Origin of the sequence: Bradyrhizobium sp. SBR1B (assembly GCF_014198205.1) — a bacterium.
Classification (GTDB): domain Bacteria; phylum Pseudomonadota; class Alphaproteobacteria; order Rhizobiales; family Xanthobacteraceae; genus Bradyrhizobium.
Genome location: NZ_JACIHC010000026.1, coordinates 1 through 17972, shown reverse-complemented (window position 1 = coordinate 17972; position 17972 = coordinate 1). Strand labels below are relative to the sequence as shown.

Sequence of the window (17972 nt, the reverse complement as noted above, 5' to 3'; positions counted from 1 at the left end):
CCTTGCGCCGTGCCTACGACTGCCCCGCGTTTCGTAGAATTGGTGGGCACGCTTCGCTTTGCCCACCCTACGGGACCTGAGCAAGCGGTCCTACGCCGCCCCAAGCCCCAGCTTCGCGTAGATCCGCCTTGCATAGGCGCCGAACGCATCGGTCGTCTTCAGCGGCAAGTCGCGCGGGAAGGGCAGGTCGATCGGGAAATAGTCGGCCATCTTCGCAGGTCCCGCCGTCAGCACCGCGCAATGCGAGGACAGGAACACGGCTTCCTGGATCGAATGCGTGACGAAGATGATGGTCTTGCCGCTCTCCCGCCAGATCCGCAGCATCTCCAGATTCATCTGCTCACGCGTCAGCGCGTCCAGCGCGCCGAACGGCTCATCCATCAGGATCAGCTTTGGATCGTGAATGAAGGCGCGTGCGATCGCGGTGCGTTGCTGCATGCCGCCGGAGAGCTGCTGCGGATATTTCTGCTCAAAGCCGGCAAGGCCCACGAGGTTGAGAAGATCGCGCGCCCGCTCGCGCGCGGCCTTCATCGGCAGGCCGACGATCTCGGCCGGCAGCAGCACATTGTCCAGGATCGTCCGCCATTTCAGCAGCAAGGCCTGCTGGAACACCATGCCGATGTCGCGGGTCGGATCGAACGGGCTGTTGGCGTTGCCGATCTTCACCGTGCCGCCGTCGGCGCCGTGCAGGCCGGCCAGGATCTTCATCACGGTGGTCTTGCCGCAGCCGGACGGGCCGACCAGCGAGACCAGCTCACCTTCCTGCACGTCCATGGTGACGTCGGACACCGCCAGGAATTCGGCGCCGCCGCTGCGATAGACCTTGCGGACGCCCTGCAGGCTGATGAAGGGGGCAGGGCTCATGCCAGCCACTTGTCCCGATTGGCGGCAACGAAGGCATCGTCGCTGAGGTCGGCGTGCGCGCGATAGACGCGGTCGATCTCCTCTTTCTGGCCGGGGCTGAGGCCCTCGTTCGGATCGAGGCACCACAGGCCTTTCATCAGGCCCTGGCGCCGCAGCACTTCGTGGCAGCCGGCGATGCAGCCGTGGAAATTGTTGGCGACGTCGAAGAAGGCGCTGTTGCAGTCGGTGACGCGGGCATCGAGTGCCAGCAGGTCGGCCGGCACGCTGTCCTTGTGCCGCGCCGCCTTGCAGCGCTCGAACTGCTTGATTGCACTGGCCGTCCACACCGACCAATGGCCGAGCAGACCGCCCTTGAAGTAGGTGCGCGTGGTGACGCCGTTGTCGCGCAGATCGAACGGCAGCATCAGATCGAGCAGGATGTGGTCGTCATTGCCGGTGTAGAGCGCGACGCGGTCGAGCGCGCCGGCGGCCGCGACGCCGCGCAGGACGTCGAGGGTACGATAGCGGTTGAACGGCGCGATCTTGATCGCGATGACATTGTCGATCGAGGCGAAGCGCTGCCAGAACCGGGCGGAGAGGATGACGCCGCCGACGGCCGGCTGAAGATAGAAGCCGACCAGCGGGATCTCGGCGGCGACTGCCGTGCAGTGCGCGATGATCTCGTCCTCGGAGGCGCTCTTCATCGCGGCGAGGCTGAGCAGGCCGGCATGATAGCCGATGTCGCGCGCGGTGCGGGCTTCGGTGACCGCCTGGTTTGTCGGACCCGCGAGGCCTGCGACCATCGCCAGCGGTCGCCTGGTCCAGTTGGCCGCGGTCTCGGCGGCGAGCTCGAGCACCGGACGGTAGAGACCGACGTCGCGGATCGCGAACTGCGTCGTGTGCACGCCGACGGCAAGGCCGCCAGAGCCGGCGTCGATGTAATAGCGCGTCAGCGCACGCTGATGCGTCTTGTCGAGCTGGCGCTCGGCGGTGAGCGCGAGCGGATGCGCCGGTATCACGGTGCCCTCAGTGATCAGGTTGCGGATGTCGCTGTTGATCTGGCTGTGATGCATGATGTCCTATCCGAATTCAGGGCCGGCGACGGCGAATGGCATTTCCTCGCCCGTGACGGTGGCGGGACCGAACCGCATGCGCTGGAACGGGCGCTCGATGGTCCAGCTGGAGGCGGTCAAGCCTTCCAGGAACGCGGCTTGCGACGCGACGGCGTCGAGTAGGAGCGGGCTGGTCTCGGAACGCACGATCGCGTCAACGAGCGCCAGAGCTGCCGCGGCATTGTCGGCCAACAACGGGCCGATATGGCGGGCGGTCCGGCCGTCGCGAACCAGTGCGATGGCGCCGTTCGCACCGACGATGCGCGAGCCAGAACGCTGTGCGAAGGCGGAGAGGAGGGCGGTCCGGTCGAACCCGGTGGCCCGCAGGTCCCGCGCACGAAGCGCATCGAGTGTCCCGGATGACAATGGCGGCGCTTCGGCCCGCGCTGGCTTCAACAGCTTCAGGCGGCGCAATTGCAGGGTCGGCGTGAACCCCAGTGGTCCGTAGACGACGGCGCCGTCCGGCGTGGCATCGAGCCAGCTGGTCAGGCCGTTCTGACGCGCCGTCTCCAGGCAGGCGTCGACCAGACGGGTGGCAAGGCCACGGCGGCGATGCGTGCCTGATACCAGCACCATGCTGATCCAGGCGTTGTTGCCGGAATAGGGCAACAGTGCCGCGGTTGCGACCAGCCGCATGCCGTCGCGAATGCCGAACACGACGCCGTCGCGCAGGAAGATGCGCCAGTCCTCGTCGGTCTGGTTCCAGTGCGCTTCCGTCGACAACGCCAGCCCCGCGATCGCGTCGTCGACGCCGAGCTGGACGATGTGCGGGGCGTCAGTAACGGCCATCGCGCACCTCGTATTTGGTGGGCTTGCCGAGGCTCGGCATGGCGCGCGAGACCCAATCGGCGGTCCAGGCGATCAACTGCTCGGTGTCGACGACCGGAAGGCCGAACAGGTCAACCGCCCTTGATGTGTCGGTCAGCCAAGCTGTCGGCTCTTCCTTGCCTGTCAGCACCGGCGCGCGGCCGAACCTTGTGCCGAATCTTTGCGCGAGATCGCGCACCGCCAGAATCTCGTGGCCGCTGACATTGATCGGCGAGGTCGGCGCGGTGCAGTGCGCAAGGCAGCGCAGCGCCTGCGCGGAGGCATCGCCCTGCCAGATGAAATTAACATGACCGAGGCTGACGTCGATCGGCGTGCCCGTGAGCACCTTCGTCGCGATGTCGTGCAGCACGCCATAGCGCATGTCGATCGCGTAGTTGAGACGGAACAGCCGGCCCGGCGTTGCGAATTTGTGCGAGAAATACTCGAACATCCGCTCGCGGCCGACACAGGATTGCGCGTATTCGCCGGGCGGGTTCGGCGCCATGTCCTCGGTCGAGCCTTTGCCGTCGACAGGGACGAAAGGATAGATACAGCCGGTCGAGAACGCCACAATGCGCGAGGACGGGAATGCCTGGGCTACCAGGGCGGGCACGTGTGCGTTCATCGCCCAGGTCAGCGACAGATCGCCCTCGGCGCCGAACTTGCGGCCGGCCATGAAGATGATGTTGGGCGCCTTCGGCAGCGCCGCAATTGCCTTCTCGTCCATCAGGTCGCAATTGATGGTTTCGACGCCGCGCGCGTGCAGCCAGTCCTTCACGCCGGCGTCGCTGAAGCGGGCCACGCCGATGATCCGGCGATCGGGCGCGGCGGCCTTGGCGAGCCCGGCCAGCGTCGGGCCCATCTTGCCGCCGACGCCGAGGATCATGATGTCGCCCTCGACCTTGGCGAGGTCGTCGATCAGCGCTTGCGTCGGACGGCACAGCAGCTCGTCGAGGGCTGCGATATCGGGGATGGTCTTCGGCAGCGTCTGGCGGGTGAGCAGCATGGATTTGTCCTTGGTTCTGCCGTTGTCAGGTTTGCCTTGCGTCACCGACCACGAACATGCGTTCGAGGATCAGGACGAGGCCGTAGAGAGCGACCCCGAGCAGCGTCAGCAGCACGACGGCCATCACCATCGCGGGTGTGTCGAGCGCCGACTGCACCTGGATCATGAGGTAGCCGAGCCCGCGCTCGGAGGCGATGAACTCGCCGACGATGGCGCCGGCAACCGCCAGGATGGCGCCGACCTTCATGCCGGAGAACACGTAAGGCAGCGATCCCGGCAGCTGGATCTTGCGGAACAGCGTCCAGCGCGAGCCGCGCAGGGATTTGACGAGATCGAGCAGGTCCGGCTCGACCTCGCGCAGGCCCCGCGCGGTGGTGAGCAGGATCGGAAAGAAGCAGATGCTGAAGGCGATCAGGATGTTCGGGATGATGCCGTAGGAGAACCAGACGATGAAGAGCGGGCCGAGCGCGACCTTCGGGATCATGTTCAGCGTCACGAACAGCGGCAGCAGCACGAGGCTGAGCAGCGGCGCCCAGCTGAAGATCACGGCCAGCGCGACGCCGACGAAGGCGCCGAGCGCGAAGCCGCCGAGGATCTCGACCGCTGTCACCAGCGTATTGGCGCCCCAGGCGTAGCTCGCGGTTCCCAGCGTCTGCACCGTCGCCAGCGGGGAGGGCAGGATGAATTTCGGCAAGTGAAAGGCATCGACCGCGACCTGCCAGAGCACGAGCACGCCGAGGTGCACGATCAGGATGATCGCAAAGCTGCGCGAGGCGCGTGCGCTGTCTCCTGCCACCGATTGCTCCCTGTTGGCGCGGCGGCGATGCCGCAGGTCGCAAGCCTAGCCGCCTTCCGGGGAAGTTTCAACCAGTTGGTTGATTAGGGCCGGAGCGACTGCAGTACCAAATCGGCGACATGGCGGCGGCGGGCGCGCCGTGCGGTGCGGCTCGACAGGTCCTTGCCGAAGATCGCCGACAGTGTCGGCGTGTTGGAGAAGAAGAAATAGCTGAGGCCCGCAATGGAGATATAGAGCTGGACGGGGTCGACGCCCTTGCGGAACACGCCCGCGCGCACCCCCTCGTTGAGAATGTGGGAGACGCTCTTCACCAGCGGGGAGTGCATCGCTTCCAGCCGCGTCGAGCCGCGGACGTGGCGGGCGCCGCCGCGGTTCTCGTCGTTTAAAAGCACGATGAAATCAGGGTGTGCGGCCAGATGGTCGAACGAAGCCTCGATCAGCTTGCGGATCGCCTTCTCCGGCGGCAGGCCTTCGAGATTGAGCCTGCGCTCCTGCTCGCGGATGTCCTCATAGACCCATTCGAGTACGGCGAGGTAGAGCGCGTCCTTGTCGCCGAAATAGTGGTAGACGAGCTGCTTGTTGACGCCGGCGCGCTCGGCGATCTCGTCGACGCGGGCGCCCGCAAAGCCGTGCCGGGCAAATTCCAGGCGCGCCGCGGTCAGCAGCTTGTTGCGGGTGGCGACGGGGTCGCGGCGCTGCGGCACGGTGTCGCCAGATCGTTTTGCGGGCATTTCCAACCAAACAGTTGACAAGTTGAGGGCGGGCTTGTTGCATTGGTATCCTCACAAGGGGAGAGCGACAAGCCGGGTCGCGGCAACGAGGAGAGATGCGATGAAGCGTTTGCAGGCGGCGGGCTCGGCCCTGGTCTTGACCCTGATGCTCGGTGCAGCCGCGGCGCCCGCGCATGCGGGCGAAGCGGTCAATCTGATCCTGAACTGGACGCCGACGGCCGATCACGCGCCGTATTATTATGCCAAGGCGCAAGGCTGGTACGAGAAAGCGGGCATCGACCTCACGATCGAAACCGGCAAGGGCTCCGGCGTCTCTGCCGCCAAGGTCGGCTCCGGCGGCTCGCCCTTCGGCGTCGCCGATCTCGCCACCATGCTGGTGGCCAAGAGCAAGGGCGCCGACACCGTCGCGGTGATGAGCGTCTATGCTAATACCGGGCAAACCTTCTACTGGCTGAAGAGCTACGGCGTGAACGGCGTCAAGGACTTTGCCGGCCACAAGATCGGCAATCCGCCCGGCGATGCCTCGCGCGTGATGTGGCCGGCGTTTGCCAAGGCCGCCGGGCTTGCGCCCGATGCCGTCGGCTTCGTCAATGTCGGGCCGACCGCGAAGATCGCGGCATTGAAGAGCCACACCGTCGACATCATCAGCGACTTCTACAATGAGCACGATCTGAAGGTAATCGAGTTCGGCCAGGACCTTGGCTACGTCAACTGGAAGGACATCGGGCTCAACCCTTACGGCAATTCGCTGATCGTCAACGGCCCCTACTTGCAGAAGAATCCGAAGGTCGTCGAAGAGTTCGTGCGCGTCACGCAGAAGGCCTTTGCGGCCTGCGTTGCCGACGTCGCGCCGTGCCTGAAAGCGCTGCTCGACCAGGTCTCCGGTCTCGACCGCGCGAACCAGGAGCGCCAGTGGGAGCGCATCAAGTTCCTGATGACGGACGAGTTCACCACCACCAAGGGTCTCGGCTGGATCGACGGCGAGCGGATGAAGAAGGACTACGAGCTGGTCCAGACCTATCTCGGCATGGAGAAGCCGTTTGATGTGACGACGGCGTTCACGACCAAGATGCTGGATCCGAACATCAAGATGGATGCGAGCAAGGTGAAGAAGTAGGGGGGGCATCTTGGCCCCCACACAGCGGTGTCATGCCCCGGCTTGACCGGGGCATCCAGTACGCCGCGGCCTTTCGACGAACCCATAGGGTCTCTGAGTACTGGATCGCCCGCCTTCGCGGGCGATGACAGTTTGGGACGGGTAACCCACGGAGAAATTAACCGGCCGTTAACCATATCCGCCGCATCGTTAACCATTCAATAACAGGGAACGAGTCGGCCGATATGGAGGCTGCAGTCAAACCTCAACGCCAAATGGTGCGCCTGCGCGGGCGCTCTTATGTGGCCTTCGTGTTTACGCCGACGGTTCCGGTGCAGGACTGGCTGCACGAGATCGATGCCACCATTGCGCGCTCGCCGGGCTTCTTTGCCGGCCGTCCCGTGGTGATCGACCTGTCCTCGGTCGACCTCAGCCAGTCCGGGATCGGCCATCTGCTCACCAGCCTTCAGGACCGCAACATCCGCGTGCTCGGCATCGAGGGCGTGGAGGAGGCGAGGCTGACCCCGATGATGCCGCCGCTGCTCTCGGGCGGGCGCAGCTGCGTGATCGAGCCGAACGCGCCGAAGAAGGCCGAGACGAAGTCCGAGGCCAAGCCGACATCGCTGCTGCTGGAGAACCCAATTCGATCGGGCCAGACCGTGATCTTTCCCGAAGGCGACGTCACCATCCTCGGCTCGGTCGGCTCGGGTGCCGAAGTCGTCGCCGGCGGTTCCATCCACGTCTATGGCGCGCTACGCGGCCGCGCCATGGCGGGCGTGAACGGTCGCACGAGCGCGCGCATCTATTGCCAGAAGATCGAAGCCGAACTGCTTGCAATCGATGGGTTTTATCAGACCGCCGACGATATCGACGAGGCCCTGCGCGGCAAGCCGGCCCAGGCCTGGCTGCAGGGCAACACCATGCGAATTACCGCGCTGAACTGACCAGAAGGAGATTTCAGAAATGGCAAAGGTACTGGTCGTGACATCAGGCAAGGGGGGCGTCGGCAAGACCACGACGACCGCCGCGCTGGGGGCCGCGTTGGCGCAACGCGGCGACAAGGTCGTCGTCGTCGACTTCGACGTCGGCCTGCGCAACCTCGACCTCGTGATGGGCGCCGAACGCCGCGTCGTGTTCGACCTCATCAACGTGGTGCAGGGCGTTGCAAAGCTGCCGCAGGCGCTGATCAAGGACAAGCGGCTGGAAAACCTCTGGCTGCTCCCAGCCTCGCAAACCCGCGATAAGGATGCGCTGACGGAAGAGGGCGTCGGCAAGGTCATCGACGATCTGCGCAGCCGTTTCGACTGGGTGATCTGCGACAGCCCCGCCGGCATCGAGCGCGGCGCCTCCATGGCGATGCGCTTTGCCGACGAGGCCGTGATCGTCACCAATCCGGAAGTCTCTTCGGTGCGCGATTCCGACCGCATCATCGGCATGCTCGATTCCAAGACGGTGCGGGCCGAGAAGGGCGAGCGCGTCGAGAAGCACATTCTCATCACCCGCTACGACCCCTCGCGGGCCGCGCGCGGCGAGATGCTGACCATCGACGACATCCTGGAAATCCTCGCAACGCCCTTGCTCGGCATCATCCCCGAGAGCCAGGACGTTTTGAAGGCCTCCAATGTCGGCACACCGGTGACGCTGTCGAACGCGGACGGCGCACCGGCGCGGGCCTATATCGACGCGGCGCGCCGGCTGTGCGGCGACACCGTGCCGATGCAGGTTCCGACTGAGCGCAAGCGTTTTATGGATCGTCTGCTGCGACGGAGGGCTGCATGAGCATGGGTCTGCTTCGGCTTCTCCGCGGCAAAAAGGCCTCTGCACCCGTCGCTCGCGAGCGGCTGCAGATCCTGCTTGCCCATGAACGCGGAATGCGTGGCCAACCCGATCTGCTCGGGGTGCTGCGTGAGGAAATTCTCGCCGTCGTGTCCAAGCATGTCACGCTTGACCCGACCAAGGTCATCGTCCGGCTCGAGCGTGGCGACGACGTATCGACCCTGGAGGTCGATATCGAGGTGCCCAACGACTTCGATCGCAAGAAAGCGGCGGTCGCATAGGGGACGCGGCCGACGAACTCCAGCTTTGGGGTGGGTGAGAAGGCGGTCCGCTGGGCATAGCGGGCCGCCTTTGTTTTGGGACCATAGGGACGGTGCGGAACGAGGTCCCGCCCTCAATCGTTGTGAACGACCGCGGGAGCGATGCGGCCTGCGGTCTGGTCAGACGGGAGAGCGCCCATGATGTCCGAGGTCCAGGTCCACACCGTCGCGCGGCAGATGCTCGAACGGCATGGTTTTGCTGCGATTGCGAAGGCCGCTGAGCAGGCCCAGGCCTGCGAGGGCCGCGGCGAGGCCGATGAGGCCAAGGAATGGCGTCACATCGCCGACGCCATGAAGATCATTCGCGGGCCGGCCCACAGCTGATCGCTGGGCCATAAACGCTTCAGCGTTCCTCGCGATCCGGCCCCCGTGACGGGGATCGATGCTGCGTCTGCGGCTGACCGCGCTCGCCCGCCTCTTTGCAGGGGAGCTGTTCCCACGATCCGTCCGGCGCCTGCTGATAGGCGCTGCACGAGGACGACGAGGTCGATTTGTCCTCGCCCTTTTGGGCGTCGGAATTCTTTGCCTGTGCCGGGGCGGCCACCGTTGCGCTCATCGCGAGCAAGCCGGCGACCATGAGATGCGTCATCCGCATTGGGCTTCTCCTGTGCGAAAAAGCCCGCATGCTGGCGAGGAATGTGACGATTATTGGCCGAAACGAGGGTTCCGCCGCGGTGTGCTTAACGCCGCGACAGCCGGCTTGCTAGCCGCCCTTGGCCCGGATCAGGCCGGCGAGGTTGGTCTTCTGGGCCTCGCACCAGTTGGGCATGCCGAGGCGGCGCTGGTTGAGATCGGTCGCCTGGGTCGCCACCGCGACCTCGGCCATCAGATCGTCGTCCTGCTTCTCGCCCATCTTGCCGCCGGTATGCATCCAGGCAATTGCCTTGCGCACCTTCTCCGTGGTGCCGTCGGGCAGCTTCATCTGCTGCGCCTTCTGCACGAGATCCTGGTAGACGACGTCCGTGCCCGGGCATTCGACCTTGGTGGCAAAGGCCTGCAGCACCAGGGTCACATAGGTCGAGCGTAGATGGTCCTCGGCCTGGGCCGGAGCGGCGATCAGCAACAGGCCAGCCATCAGGAAACCGTAGCGCATCCTTGGTATCTCCTCCATTTTTTTGGGAGGCTAGCGTCCGCCGGGCTGCTCCGCAATGGTATCGGGGCGAATTTGTCGCGCCCCGGCGCGGTGCGCTATCGTGGCCCGCATCCCGGCCTCGGAGAGCGACATGAGCCTGTTCAGCACGCCATTCGATCCTAACAGTGACACAGCGCTCGTCACCGGCGCGGGCAACGGCATCGGGCGCGCCATCGCGCAGGCCCTGGTCGGCGAGGGCGTCCGGACCGTGTTCGCCGACATCAGCGCGGAGCGGGTGAACGCCGCGATCGGCGCGAGCAAGAGGCCCGAGCTGGCGGTGCCCTGGGTCGGCGATCTCGCCGAATTGGATGCGTGCGACGCGCTGCTTGCCGCCGCGGACGCAGCGTTGGGCGGGATCACGCATTTCGTCCACAGCGCTTCGCCGCCGCGGCGGGAGGCCGATCATGCGCTCGCGGTCGATCGCAGGATCTGGCAGCAGATGCATGCCGTCAATCTCGATGCCGGCTTTCACCTGGCGCGCGAACTCGCAAAGCGGCTGATCGCGGCGAAGCGGCCGGGCTCGTTCCTGTTCCTCACCTCGCTGCATGCGGGCACGCCGCGCAACCTGCCGCATTATTCGACGGCGAAGGCGGCGATGGCGATGCTGGTGAAGGAGTTGGCCAAGACGTTCGGCCGCCACGACATCCGCGTCAATGCGCTGGTGCCCGGCGCGATCGCCGCCGGCGGGTTCGTTGCGGACCCCGCGCTGGCGCGGCACATTCCGCTCGGGCGTCTCGGCGAGGCCAATGACCTTGCGCCGATGGCGCTCACCGTATTGTCGAACAAGCTCTCCGCTTACGTCACCGGCGCAGCCTTCGTCGTCGACGGCGGACTGTCGCTGACGAACTGGTTCGAACCGCCCGCGCTTGACGAGTAGTTAGCGGCGCCAGGCCGGCACGGGATCGAGCGGCGTGCGGTAAAGCTCTTTGTCGTCGCGATCAGTGACGCGCACCGCGCAACCCTTCTGCTGCAGCTCCGGCTTCACCTGCGACAGCTCGGTGGCGAGCTGGTCGGCACGCTCGGAGGCAACCTCGATGTCTTCGAGGATGATTCCGCCCTGGTTCCTGAACTCTCCACCAACCACAAGATCGAAAGAGTAGTACGGCATCCGAATTCCCCGGTGTGACGAGATGAGCTTCAGTGGAAGTCTCAACACATGTCGGATGGTACCACTGAGTCGACATCTACCGATGAACGGACCGCGCAATCTCTGTGCTTATGGCGCAGAAATGATGTGCAACGTGTGGCGGCCTTAACATTTAATTAAATATGTTGGCGTGATCATAAGGCATGGAATTGCAGCGGAACCGGGCTCCGGGAACCGGCAGCTGCAAGAGAAGGCCGCCGGCATAGATCCCGACGGCCTTTTCTCTTGAGCGAGAAAAATCGCTTTCCGTAATTGTCCGGACTCAACGCATCACATCGACTCGGACAGCGTACGCGAGTGGTCGCAGCGCGCTGCTTGCGCGGTCTCAGTCTAGCGCAACGGCATCGGCGGACGCACGACCGGTCCGTCGTCATCGGCAACTGCTTGGGTCGTGGTAACAGGTGCGGCCGGCGGCGGCATCGCGGCAGCCTGCGAAGGCGGCGGCGGAGCTGCGAGCGGCGCGGGCGAATAGGCCGGCATGTAGGTGTGCGACACGACCGGCTTCGGTTTGCGAACCGGCGGCGGTGACGGAGCTCGCGGTGGGACCGCAGCAGCACGTGCGCGCGGATCAACGGGCTTGACCTCAGCTACCGGCTTCGGCGCAGGCGGTTTTGCCATCTCGCGCGCCATCTGCTCCTGTCCGGCCTTCAACTCGGCGATGTTGGCCTTGAGCGTTTCGATCTGCTGCGCCATCGCGGCGAGGTCGCGCGTCATCGCTTGCACCGACTGTGCTGCATCGGGCTGCGTCGCTGCGGGCGTGGCGGCCGCGACCTGGACTGCGGGTGGCGTCGCAGATTGATCGGCCGTTTGATCGGTTGCCGGTTGCGCTACGGGCGGGGCGGCCTGTTCCGCGGGCGGCGCGGCCTGTGCGGCAGCGACCGGCGCGGTCTGCGATGTCGACGGCAGCAGCGACGTCAATGCCGGTGTCCATTCGGCGAGCATCTGTTTGGCGGTGTCGCCGTGCTTCTCCCACGCGATGGTGGCGGCTGCACTGCCGCCTGCAAACAGAAACGTGACGAAAGCGCCGCGCAGCCACTTGCCTGCGGCGGATCGCTTCCGCGGACCGAGACCATCGCTCGCCGCGACACGGACGGCCGTGTCGACAGAGGGCGGAGGCGCCGCCTGCGGCTCCGAGACGGGACTGAATTTGGGCTCAATGGAGATTTTGCGATCGAGCAAGGGTTTGGGCTCCGGCGCGAATTTCGGCTCCGGACGCGTCGCGATGTCAGGCGCGAGCGCGGGCGCAACGCTGACGGGGCGCGAGGCCAGCACAATGTCGGGCGAAATCTGAATCGCGTCGTGCGGATCGTTGTCCTTGACCGTGTCCTTCACGATCTCATCGACGATTTGCTTGGGGTTCAGCGTCGCGAGCATCGCAGCTCCTTTGAAGCCCGGTGTTCGAAGGCCGGGCGCTTGAAATACTGGTCGTCCGCATTGGCGCGAGCCGATCTATTGGGGCGAGCCCATCCCAACCGGATGGGCCTCGCATGATGACGCACGAGTCCAGCCGGGTTTGACCAAAGCAAGGCGAGGGGATGGAGATGATGCGACTGTCTTCCGCCGTTTGTGGTGATGGAACCCCTTTTGTTGAACACGCGCACGTGTTCCGCGCTGCCTTGTTTTCAGCACGATTTTGGCAGCATCTGGGGATGCTGGGGGCGCTGCTATCCGCTATCGGGGGCCGGCGGTGCCAAGATCTTTAATCGCTTTGTTCGTCGTTGCCTTGCTGCCGCTGGGCGGCTGCATGCAGGCCACGCTTTCGCCGTCGACCGACGCGAGCATGACGCCGCGCGACCGGCAGTTGCTTGCGCACACGCCTTACGCGCAAGCGAATGTGCCCGAGCAATATCTCCGTCACGTCGTCGACTACCAGCGCAAGGAGCAACCAGGTACCATTCTGGTCGATACCGACGCACGCTACCTTTATTACGTGCTGCCTGGGGGCAAGGCGATCCGCTACGGGGTCGCGGTCGGCGAGGAAGCCATGGCGTTCTCCGGCGTCGCGCGGGTCGGCCGTCTGGCGGAATGGCCGGACTGGGTTCCGACAGCAGATATCCAGGCGCGGCTCGGGCCGTATCCGGCGCGCGTTCCCGGCGGTCCCGCCAATCCCTTGGGCGCGCGGGGCATCTATCTCTATTCCGGCAACAAGGACACGCTCTACCGCATCCACGGCACCAACCAGCCGGAATATATCGGACAGGCGATCTCGTCCGGCTGCATCCGGATGCGCAACGAGGACGTGATCGATCTCTACGACCGGGTGAAGCTCAATTCGATGGTCGTGGTGCTGCCGCCCGGGCAGAACGCGCAGGCGGAGACGGGCGCGCGCTGGCGCGGGTGAAGGCTCGCAGGCGTGCACGTCCGGCGCGCTGCTTGCGGACAATTTTAGCCATTGTCTTGCGCGGTCTCTAACGTCTCGCGCCTAGCGTGCAGCGAGCAAGGGGTTGCTCGCATGTATCTCGTGAAGAATTCGCCGCGCGCGTTGTTCGCAGCGCTGATTCCGCTGGCCATCGTCGAAGCCGTGCTGCTGGTCTACGCCCTCGCGGGCGGACAGGTGAAAGATCCGGTGGGGGTGCCCGCGCCGGATCAGATCCTGGTGCTGTATGCTGGCCGCATGGCGATGAACGCCACCTTGCTGTTCGCCGGACATATTGTGCTGCGGCAATGGACGGTCTCCAGCCGGCTCGCCTACGGCCTGATGGGCGGCGTCATGGCGGCGGTGAGCTACGGCATTGCGATCCGCAACCACATCCAGCTGACGGCGCCCGGCGACGGCACAGTGATGACGATCGGACTGTTGCCGACCATTGCGGGAATGATCGGTGGCTTCCTCTACGGCCAGTTCGCCGGGCTGAGCCCTGTTGCGCGCGCAGCCGTGGATGCTTCCGCTGCCGACGCGTCAGGAAAGCGGCTGCCGCTGGCGTTCAACGGGCCGGTCCGCGTCCGCACGTCCTTCGCGGGCATCATCATCGCCGCGCTGATACCGACGGTGCTCGCAACTCTGCTGCCCTACACGTTGGTGCCGCTGCTGATGAACGGTTTCGGCGACAAGAGCACCGCACATATCTTCGCGGCGGTGATCCCGGCGCAGACCTTCATGGTCATGATGGTAATCTCTGTCATTCCTTCGAGCATCTTCATGCTCTGCGTTCACCACGCCGCGCGAGCGATGAGCCGCCGCAACGCATGGGAGTACGCGGCGATTGGCGGCGTTGCGGCGTTCGCCTGCATACTGTTGCTTGCGTTCGCGGTGCCACTGCTTGCCTTTCTCGTGGTGCCGGCAGCATTCTGCGGGGCTGTCATGGGCGCGATCTACCGCCGCTTCGCCGGCCTCGAGCCGATGCCGCTACCGGAAGCCGTGATCGCGACCGATCCGAACACGCTGGTCGATGCCGATCATCCGTCGCGCCACCAACATGGCGTCATCCTCAGCAACTGATCGCTTGGGACAGAGACATGAAAGAGCTTGCGGCGCTTGGCGCGGGATTGGCAATCGCGGCCGTGGCGGTGCTCTGGTTCGCGACCGGGCCCGTGGTGGTGGATGCCGAGATCAAGCCGCTTCAGCCGAACGCAGATATGCCGGCCTTCAGGCCCGTTCCGAACGAACTGGCCGGCCCGACCGGTCGCGACAACCAATGACGATCTCGCTCTAGTTCTCAGGCCGCGCAACGCGCCATTGCAGCGTCGTCGCATTGCCGTTGGCTTCACCCGGCGTCTTGTCGGCGGGGGAGGTGTAGAGCGGGCGATAGCGGTACGCCCACATCCTGCTGCCGTCGTCGCGGCTGATCACGGTGAAGTCGCCGACCGCTTTGGCGTCGGCCGTCGCGGCGAGCGGCACCCAGCTCTCGGTGCACTTGCCGTTGCAGTTCGACGTCTTTCCCGTGGTGTCGCGCTCGTAAGTGTAGAGCGTCATGCCCTTGAGATCGACGAGCTTGGGTCCCTGCTTGGTCAGAACAACCTTCGCCGGCGCGACCGTCGCTTCGGGCTTGGGCGGAGGAGGGTCGCCGCCGCCATGGCCGTTTGCGAGCGCATGGCCTGACGTGAGTGCGATGGCCGCGGCCGCGATGAGAAACCTGAACATCCGAACCCCCGAAGCGCAAAGTTAATCGCGCGTTAAGCGCAGAATGTTGCGGACCGTAGCAGCCGAAGGTTAGTTCAAGGTTTCGCAGCCCTGCGACAATTGCAGGCAAACATACCGTATCATACCGGAGTTTCGCGCAGCGGTGCGCGGCTCAGATCGTTGCCGGCGGCAATCGCCTTGCGCAGCAGCCGCATCAGATCCTCGCCCTCCTTTGCGCTGAGGCCACGCAGCAGGATGCGCTGGGCCGATTCCACGGCCGGGGTGATCTTGCGCAGCGTGCGCCGGCCTTCGTCGGTGATCTCGAGCTCGCGGGCGCGGCGATCGCGGCTGGAGGCGCGGCGCTCGGCCAGTCCCTTCTGCACGAGGCGGTCGATCACGCCGGTGATGGTGGTGCGGTCATAGGCGATCAAGCCTGCAAGCGTCACCTGGTCGAGCCCCGGATTGGCCTTGATGGTCGCGAGCGCGGCGTATTGCACCGGCGTGAGATCGAAGCCGGCATCCTCGACCTCGGCCAGGAACACCGCGACGGCGATCTGCTGGAACCGGCGCGCCAAATGCCCGGGCATGTCGTTGTTGTCTTTCACCGAATTCTCCTCAAAGGCGGGGCGGTGCGCGATCGTTGACAAGTATACTGATAGTCAGCATACTGAGCAATATCAAAACAGGTTGACGGGAGAGGCTCATGCAATTCCATCTGAATGGATTTCAGCCGGGCGACCCTGACATCGCCGACCCCGCCGAGCGCGTTCAGGCCCCGGGCGCGGCGGGCGCCGTGCCTGGCGAGGTCGATGTCCTCATCGTCGGCTGTGGTCCTGCGGGCCTCACGCTCGCTGCCCAGCTCGCGCAATTCCCCGACATCAAGACCTGCATCGTCGAGCAGAAGCCGGATCGCTTGCTGGTCGGGCAGGCCGATGGCATCGCCTGCCGCACCATGGAAATGTTTCACGCCTACGGCTTCAGCGAGCGCGTGCTGAAGGAGGCCTATTGGGTCAACGAGACGACATTCTGGAAGCCGGACGAGCGCCTGCCCGAGACCATCGTCCGCAGCGGAAGGGTGCAGGACGTCGAGGACGGCCTGTCCGAATTTCCGCATGTCATCCTCAACCAGGCGCGCGTCCATGACGGCTTTCTCGACGTGATGCGCAAATCGCCGGCCAAGCTCGCGCCACATTACAGCCGCCGCCTGCTCGACCTCGAGGTCGATCCAGACGCGGGTCCGGCCGACCATGCCGTGACCGCGCGCCTCGAACGCGTTGATGTCGGAAGCGAGGGCAAGGTCGAGACGATCAAGGCGCGCTATGTCGTCGGCTGCGATGGCGCGCGCAGCACCGTGCGCAAGTCGATCGGGCGCGAGCTGCATGGCGATTCCGCCAACCACGCCTGGGGCGTGATGGACGTGCTGGCGGTGACCGATTTTCCGGACATCCGCTTCAAGTCGCTGATCCAATCGGCGAAGGACGGCAGTCTGCTGATCATTCCGCGCGAAGGCGGCTACATGGTCCGCATCTATGTCGAGCTCGCCAAGCTCGATGTCGGCGAGCGCGTCGCCAGCCGCAACATCACCGCCGATGACGTGATTGCGAAAGCGCAGAGGATCCTGAAGCCCCATACGCTGGACGTGAAGGAGATCGCCTGGTGGTCGGTCTACGAGATCGGCCAGCGTCTCGCCGACAAGTTCGACGACGTGCCGGAAGCGGAAATCGCAACGCGCCTGCCGCGCATCTTCATCGCCGGCGATGCCTGTCATACCCACAGTCCGAAAGCCGGGCAGGGCATGAACGTCTCGATGCAGGATGCCTTCAATCTCGGCTGGAAGCTTGCCGCCGTCCTCCGGAAGCAGTGCGCCCCACACCTGCTGCATTCCTATTCGGCGGAGCGTCAGGCGGTTGCGAAAGAGCTGATCGATTTCGATCGCGAGTGGGCGGGGATTCTGGCTTCGTCAGCAAAAGCGGGCGGCGCCGACGCCGCCAGGACGCAGGACTATTTTGTCAGGCATGGCCGCTACACCGCGGGTACGGCGACACATTACGCGCCATCGATCCTCACTGGTGCAGCCTCGCATCAGCACCTCGCGCAAGGCCTCGTCATCGGCAAGCGCTTCCATTCCGCCCCGGTGATCCGGCTGGCGGATGCCAAACCGTTTCATCTCGGCCACGCCGCGCAGGCTGATGGCCGCTTCCGCATCTATGCGTTTTCGCCTGCTGAAAATCCCGCAGCGTCGGACTCGGCCATTCGTAAATTGTGCAATTTTCTCGCGGAATCCCCGAAATCTCCGACCCGGCGATACACGACCCGAAGCTCCGACATCGACAGCGTGATCGATCTGCGCGCGGTGTTTCAGCAGGATCATCGAGAACTCGCGATCGAGGCGATGCCGCCCATGTTGCTTCCGAGCAAAGGCCGTTACGGCTTGTACGACTACGAAAAGATGTTCTGTCCGGACTTCAAGAGCGGGCAGGACGTTTTCGCCATGCGCGGCATCGATCGGAAAGCCGGCTGCATGGTCGTGGTGCGCCCGGACCAGTATGTCGCGAACGTGCTGCCGCTCTCTGACTTTGCCGGGCTTGCATCGTACTTCGACGCGTTCATGTTGCAGGTCAACTGATTGCAGTCGACTGACGGTCCGCCAGCGCCGCTTACGCGTTGCGTCGATGAATGGCAGATGAATATTGAACCGCGCGCGGCATGCGTTTCAATCTTTCGATGGATGGGCGCGCCATGCGCGGAACGCCTGTTCTGCCCGCGCGTTCCGACTCGAAAGAGGAGGAACACGCCATGACATTCAAGAGCGTTTTGGTTGCCGCATTGCTGCTCGCGCCAACAGCCGCATTGGCCGCGCCGGGCATCGTCACGGTCTCGACCGGCCTGCGCGCCGGGCCGGGTTCAGGCTTTCCCCTGGTCGATCGCATCCCCGGGGGCGCCCGCGTCAACATCCATGGCTGCCTGCGCGGCAATGCCTGGTGCGACGTCAGCTTCTCCGATGATCGCGGCTGGGTGTCGTCGCAATATCTCGAATATCTCTATCGCAATCACTAGGGTTCAGACTCAATTGATCCAATATGCGACGATGGCGGCGAGGTGGACGGCAGCCAAGAAATTTCTGGCAAGTTTGTCGTAGCGAGTTG

At 64.8% G+C, this 17972-nt stretch carries 22 protein-coding genes and 1 pseudogene; 11 read left to right on the top strand and 12 right to left on the bottom strand.

Annotation, left to right across the window (positions count from 1 at the left end):
- Positions 1 to 90 precede the first annotated feature (90 nt).
- The 6 genes from GGD61_RS36520 to GGD61_RS36495 all read right to left on the bottom strand — a co-directional run bounded on the left by GGD61_RS36520 (position 91) and on the right by GGD61_RS36495 (position 5295).
- Complete coding sequence (locus GGD61_RS36520) at positions 91 to 864, bottom strand: ABC transporter ATP-binding protein (protein ID WP_177237472.1); 774 nt, start codon at positions 862 to 864, stop codon at positions 91 to 93.
- Positions 861 to 1916: a dihydrodipicolinate synthase family protein gene (locus GGD61_RS36515; RefSeq protein WP_092261994.1), complete on the bottom strand. Its 1056-nt coding sequence runs from the start codon at positions 1914 to 1916 to the stop codon at positions 861 to 863. The genes GGD61_RS36520 and GGD61_RS36515 overlap by 4 nt, the downstream gene beginning before the upstream one ends.
- A gap of 6 nt (positions 1917 to 1922) precedes the next feature.
- Entirely contained in the window at positions 1923 to 2744 is an 822-nt protein-coding gene (locus GGD61_RS36510; protein WP_092261995.1) for a GNAT family N-acetyltransferase, read from the bottom strand.
- Positions 2731 to 3768 (bottom strand): NAD(P)-dependent oxidoreductase, encoded by a 1038-nt coding sequence (locus GGD61_RS36505; protein WP_092262070.1) that lies wholly within the window; start codon positions 3766 to 3768, stop codon positions 2731 to 2733. Before GGD61_RS36505 ends, GGD61_RS36510 begins: the two co-directional genes overlap by 14 nt.
- A gap of 25 nt (positions 3769 to 3793) precedes the next feature.
- A complete protein-coding gene (locus GGD61_RS36500) occupies positions 3794 to 4564 on the bottom strand; it encodes an ABC transporter permease (RefSeq protein ID WP_092261996.1) in 771 nt (256 codons plus the stop codon).
- Positions 4565 to 4647: 83 nt separating this feature from the next.
- A complete protein-coding gene (locus GGD61_RS36495; RefSeq protein WP_092261997.1) occupies positions 4648 to 5295 on the bottom strand; it encodes a TetR/AcrR family transcriptional regulator in 648 nt (215 codons plus the stop codon).
- A 100-nt stretch (positions 5296 to 5395) separates the two neighbouring features.
- Here GGD61_RS36495 and GGD61_RS36490 point away from each other — a divergent pair, with 100 nt between their 5' ends.
- The 5 genes from GGD61_RS36490 to GGD61_RS36470 all read left to right on the top strand — a co-directional run bounded on the left by GGD61_RS36490 (position 5396) and on the right by GGD61_RS36470 (position 8811).
- Positions 5396 to 6412, top strand: coding sequence for an ABC transporter substrate-binding protein (locus tag GGD61_RS36490; protein ID WP_092261998.1), 1017 nt, complete (start codon positions 5396 to 5398; stop codon positions 6410 to 6412).
- A gap of 224 nt (positions 6413 to 6636) precedes the next feature.
- A complete protein-coding gene (gene minC, locus GGD61_RS36485; protein ID WP_018322942.1) occupies positions 6637 to 7335 on the top strand; it encodes a septum site-determining protein MinC in 699 nt (232 codons plus the stop codon).
- Positions 7336 to 7354: 19 nt separating this feature from the next.
- Complete coding sequence (gene minD / locus GGD61_RS36480; RefSeq protein WP_018322943.1) at positions 7355 to 8170, top strand: septum site-determining protein MinD; 816 nt, start codon at positions 7355 to 7357, stop codon at positions 8168 to 8170.
- Complete coding sequence (minE, locus tag GGD61_RS36475; protein ID WP_018322944.1) at positions 8167 to 8448, top strand: cell division topological specificity factor MinE; 282 nt, start codon at positions 8167 to 8169, stop codon at positions 8446 to 8448. The genes minD and minE overlap by 4 nt, the downstream gene beginning before the upstream one ends.
- Before the next feature lie 177 nt (positions 8449 to 8625).
- Positions 8626 to 8811: a hypothetical protein gene (locus GGD61_RS36470; protein ID WP_091956924.1), complete on the top strand. Its 186-nt coding sequence runs from the start codon at positions 8626 to 8628 to the stop codon at positions 8809 to 8811.
- A 19-nt stretch (positions 8812 to 8830) separates the two neighbouring features.
- On the opposite strand, the gene GGD61_RS36465 is transcribed toward GGD61_RS36470, so the two are convergent.
- Both GGD61_RS36465 and GGD61_RS36460 read right to left on the bottom strand, forming a co-directional pair.
- Complete coding sequence (locus GGD61_RS36465) at positions 8831 to 9082, bottom strand: hypothetical protein (RefSeq protein ID WP_092261999.1); 252 nt, start codon at positions 9080 to 9082, stop codon at positions 8831 to 8833.
- 108 nt (positions 9083 to 9190) lie between these two features.
- Positions 9191 to 9580, bottom strand: coding sequence for a hypothetical protein (locus tag GGD61_RS36460; RefSeq protein ID WP_092262000.1), 390 nt, complete (start codon positions 9578 to 9580; stop codon positions 9191 to 9193).
- Positions 9581 to 9710: 130 nt separating this feature from the next.
- Here GGD61_RS36460 and GGD61_RS36455 point away from each other — a divergent pair, with 130 nt between their 5' ends.
- Positions 9711 to 10496, top strand: coding sequence for an SDR family NAD(P)-dependent oxidoreductase (locus GGD61_RS36455; RefSeq protein WP_092262071.1), 786 nt, complete (start codon positions 9711 to 9713; stop codon positions 10494 to 10496).
- On the opposite strand, the gene GGD61_RS36450 is transcribed toward GGD61_RS36455, so the two are convergent.
- Positions 10497 to 10727 carry a DUF6894 family protein gene (locus GGD61_RS36450; RefSeq protein ID WP_092262001.1) on the bottom strand — a complete coding sequence of 77 codons (231 nt, stop codon included), beginning with the start codon at positions 10725 to 10727 and terminating at the stop codon, positions 10497 to 10499.
- Positions 10728 to 11096: 369 nt separating this feature from the next.
- The gene (locus tag GGD61_RS36445) at positions 11097 to 12140 is read right to left on the bottom strand and encodes a hypothetical protein (RefSeq protein WP_092262002.1); all 1044 of its coding nucleotides are present in this window, start codon (positions 12138 to 12140) and stop codon (positions 11097 to 11099) included.
- A gap of 370 nt (positions 12141 to 12510) precedes the next feature.
- On the opposite strand from GGD61_RS36445, the gene GGD61_RS36440 reads away from it, so the two are divergent.
- The 3 genes from GGD61_RS36440 (at position 12511) to GGD61_RS36430 (ending at position 14405) form a co-directional block, all read left to right on the top strand.
- Entirely contained in the window at positions 12511 to 13107 is a 597-nt protein-coding gene (locus GGD61_RS36440) for a L,D-transpeptidase (protein ID WP_177237477.1), read from the top strand.
- 111 nt (positions 13108 to 13218) lie between these two features.
- On the top strand, positions 13219 to 14205 hold the full coding sequence (locus GGD61_RS36435; protein ID WP_183232134.1) for a hypothetical protein: 987 nt from the start codon (positions 13219 to 13221) through the stop codon (positions 14203 to 14205).
- A gap of 17 nt (positions 14206 to 14222) precedes the next feature.
- The gene (locus GGD61_RS36430; RefSeq protein WP_183232133.1) at positions 14223 to 14405 is read left to right on the top strand and encodes a hypothetical protein; all 183 of its coding nucleotides are present in this window, start codon (positions 14223 to 14225) and stop codon (positions 14403 to 14405) included.
- 10 nt (positions 14406 to 14415) lie between these two features.
- Here the strand turns inward: GGD61_RS36430 and GGD61_RS36425 are convergent, their stop codons facing one another.
- Together GGD61_RS36425 and GGD61_RS36420 are read right to left on the bottom strand one after the other, a co-directional pair.
- Positions 14416 to 14847, bottom strand: coding sequence for a hypothetical protein (locus tag GGD61_RS36425; protein WP_018322953.1), 432 nt, complete (start codon positions 14845 to 14847; stop codon positions 14416 to 14418).
- Positions 14848 to 14966: 119 nt separating this feature from the next.
- Positions 14967 to 15431: a MarR family winged helix-turn-helix transcriptional regulator gene (locus GGD61_RS36420; RefSeq protein WP_026202849.1), complete on the bottom strand. Its 465-nt coding sequence runs from the start codon at positions 15429 to 15431 to the stop codon at positions 14967 to 14969.
- 98 nt (positions 15432 to 15529) lie between these two features.
- Here GGD61_RS36420 and GGD61_RS36415 point away from each other — a divergent pair, with 98 nt between their 5' ends.
- Complete coding sequence (locus GGD61_RS36415; RefSeq protein WP_183232132.1) at positions 15530 to 17452, top strand: FAD-binding monooxygenase; 1923 nt, start codon at positions 15530 to 15532, stop codon at positions 17450 to 17452.
- A gap of 170 nt (positions 17453 to 17622) precedes the next feature.
- A pseudogene (locus GGD61_RS36410) lies at positions 17623 to 17880 on the top strand (SH3 domain-containing protein); the annotation flags it as partial.
- Positions 17881 to 17972 lie beyond the last annotated feature (92 nt).

Excerpts from the sequence above, each read along its gene's own strand:
- GGD61_RS36520 (WP_177237472.1), bottom strand. The coding sequence starts at position 864 with ATGAGCCCTGCCCCCTTCATCAGCCTGCAGGGCGTCCGCAAGGTCTAT.
- GGD61_RS36515 (WP_092261994.1), bottom strand. The coding sequence starts at position 1,916 with ATGCATCACAGCCAGATCAACAGCGACATCCGCAACCTGATCACTGAG.
- GGD61_RS36510 (WP_092261995.1), bottom strand. The coding sequence starts at position 2,744 with ATGGCCGTTACTGACGCCCCGCACATCGTCCAGCTCGGCGTCGACGAC.
- GGD61_RS36505 (WP_092262070.1), bottom strand. The coding sequence starts at position 3,768 with ATGCTGCTCACCCGCCAGACGCTGCCGAAGACCATCCCCGATATCGCA.
- GGD61_RS36495 (WP_092261997.1), bottom strand. The coding sequence starts at position 5,295 with ATGCCCGCAAAACGATCTGGCGACACCGTGCCGCAGCGCCGCGACCCC.
- GGD61_RS36490 (WP_092261998.1), top strand. The coding sequence starts at position 5,396 with ATGAAGCGTTTGCAGGCGGCGGGCTCGGCCCTGGTCTTGACCCTGATG.
- minC (WP_018322942.1), top strand. The coding sequence starts at position 6,637 with ATGGAGGCTGCAGTCAAACCTCAACGCCAAATGGTGCGCCTGCGCGGG.
- minD (WP_018322943.1), top strand. The coding sequence starts at position 7,355 with ATGGCAAAGGTACTGGTCGTGACATCAGGCAAGGGGGGCGTCGGCAAG.
- minE (WP_018322944.1), top strand. The coding sequence starts at position 8,167 with ATGAGCATGGGTCTGCTTCGGCTTCTCCGCGGCAAAAAGGCCTCTGCA.
- GGD61_RS36470 (WP_091956924.1), top strand. The coding sequence starts at position 8,626 with ATGATGTCCGAGGTCCAGGTCCACACCGTCGCGCGGCAGATGCTCGAA.
- GGD61_RS36465 (WP_092261999.1), bottom strand. The coding sequence starts at position 9,082 with ATGCGGATGACGCATCTCATGGTCGCCGGCTTGCTCGCGATGAGCGCA.
- GGD61_RS36460 (WP_092262000.1), bottom strand. The coding sequence starts at position 9,580 with ATGCGCTACGGTTTCCTGATGGCTGGCCTGTTGCTGATCGCCGCTCCG.
- GGD61_RS36455 (WP_092262071.1), top strand. The coding sequence starts at position 9,711 with ATGAGCCTGTTCAGCACGCCATTCGATCCTAACAGTGACACAGCGCTC.
- GGD61_RS36450 (WP_092262001.1), bottom strand. The coding sequence starts at position 10,727 with ATGCCGTACTACTCTTTCGATCTTGTGGTTGGTGGAGAGTTCAGGAAC.
- GGD61_RS36445 (WP_092262002.1), bottom strand. The coding sequence starts at position 12,140 with ATGCTCGCGACGCTGAACCCCAAGCAAATCGTCGATGAGATCGTGAAG.
- GGD61_RS36440 (WP_177237477.1), top strand. The coding sequence starts at position 12,511 with ATGCAGGCCACGCTTTCGCCGTCGACCGACGCGAGCATGACGCCGCGC.
- GGD61_RS36435 (WP_183232134.1), top strand. The coding sequence starts at position 13,219 with ATGTATCTCGTGAAGAATTCGCCGCGCGCGTTGTTCGCAGCGCTGATT.
- GGD61_RS36430 (WP_183232133.1), top strand. The coding sequence starts at position 14,223 with ATGAAAGAGCTTGCGGCGCTTGGCGCGGGATTGGCAATCGCGGCCGTG.
- GGD61_RS36425 (WP_018322953.1), bottom strand. The coding sequence starts at position 14,847 with ATGTTCAGGTTTCTCATCGCGGCCGCGGCCATCGCACTCACGTCAGGC.
- GGD61_RS36415 (WP_183232132.1), top strand. The coding sequence starts at position 15,530 with ATGCAATTCCATCTGAATGGATTTCAGCCGGGCGACCCTGACATCGCC.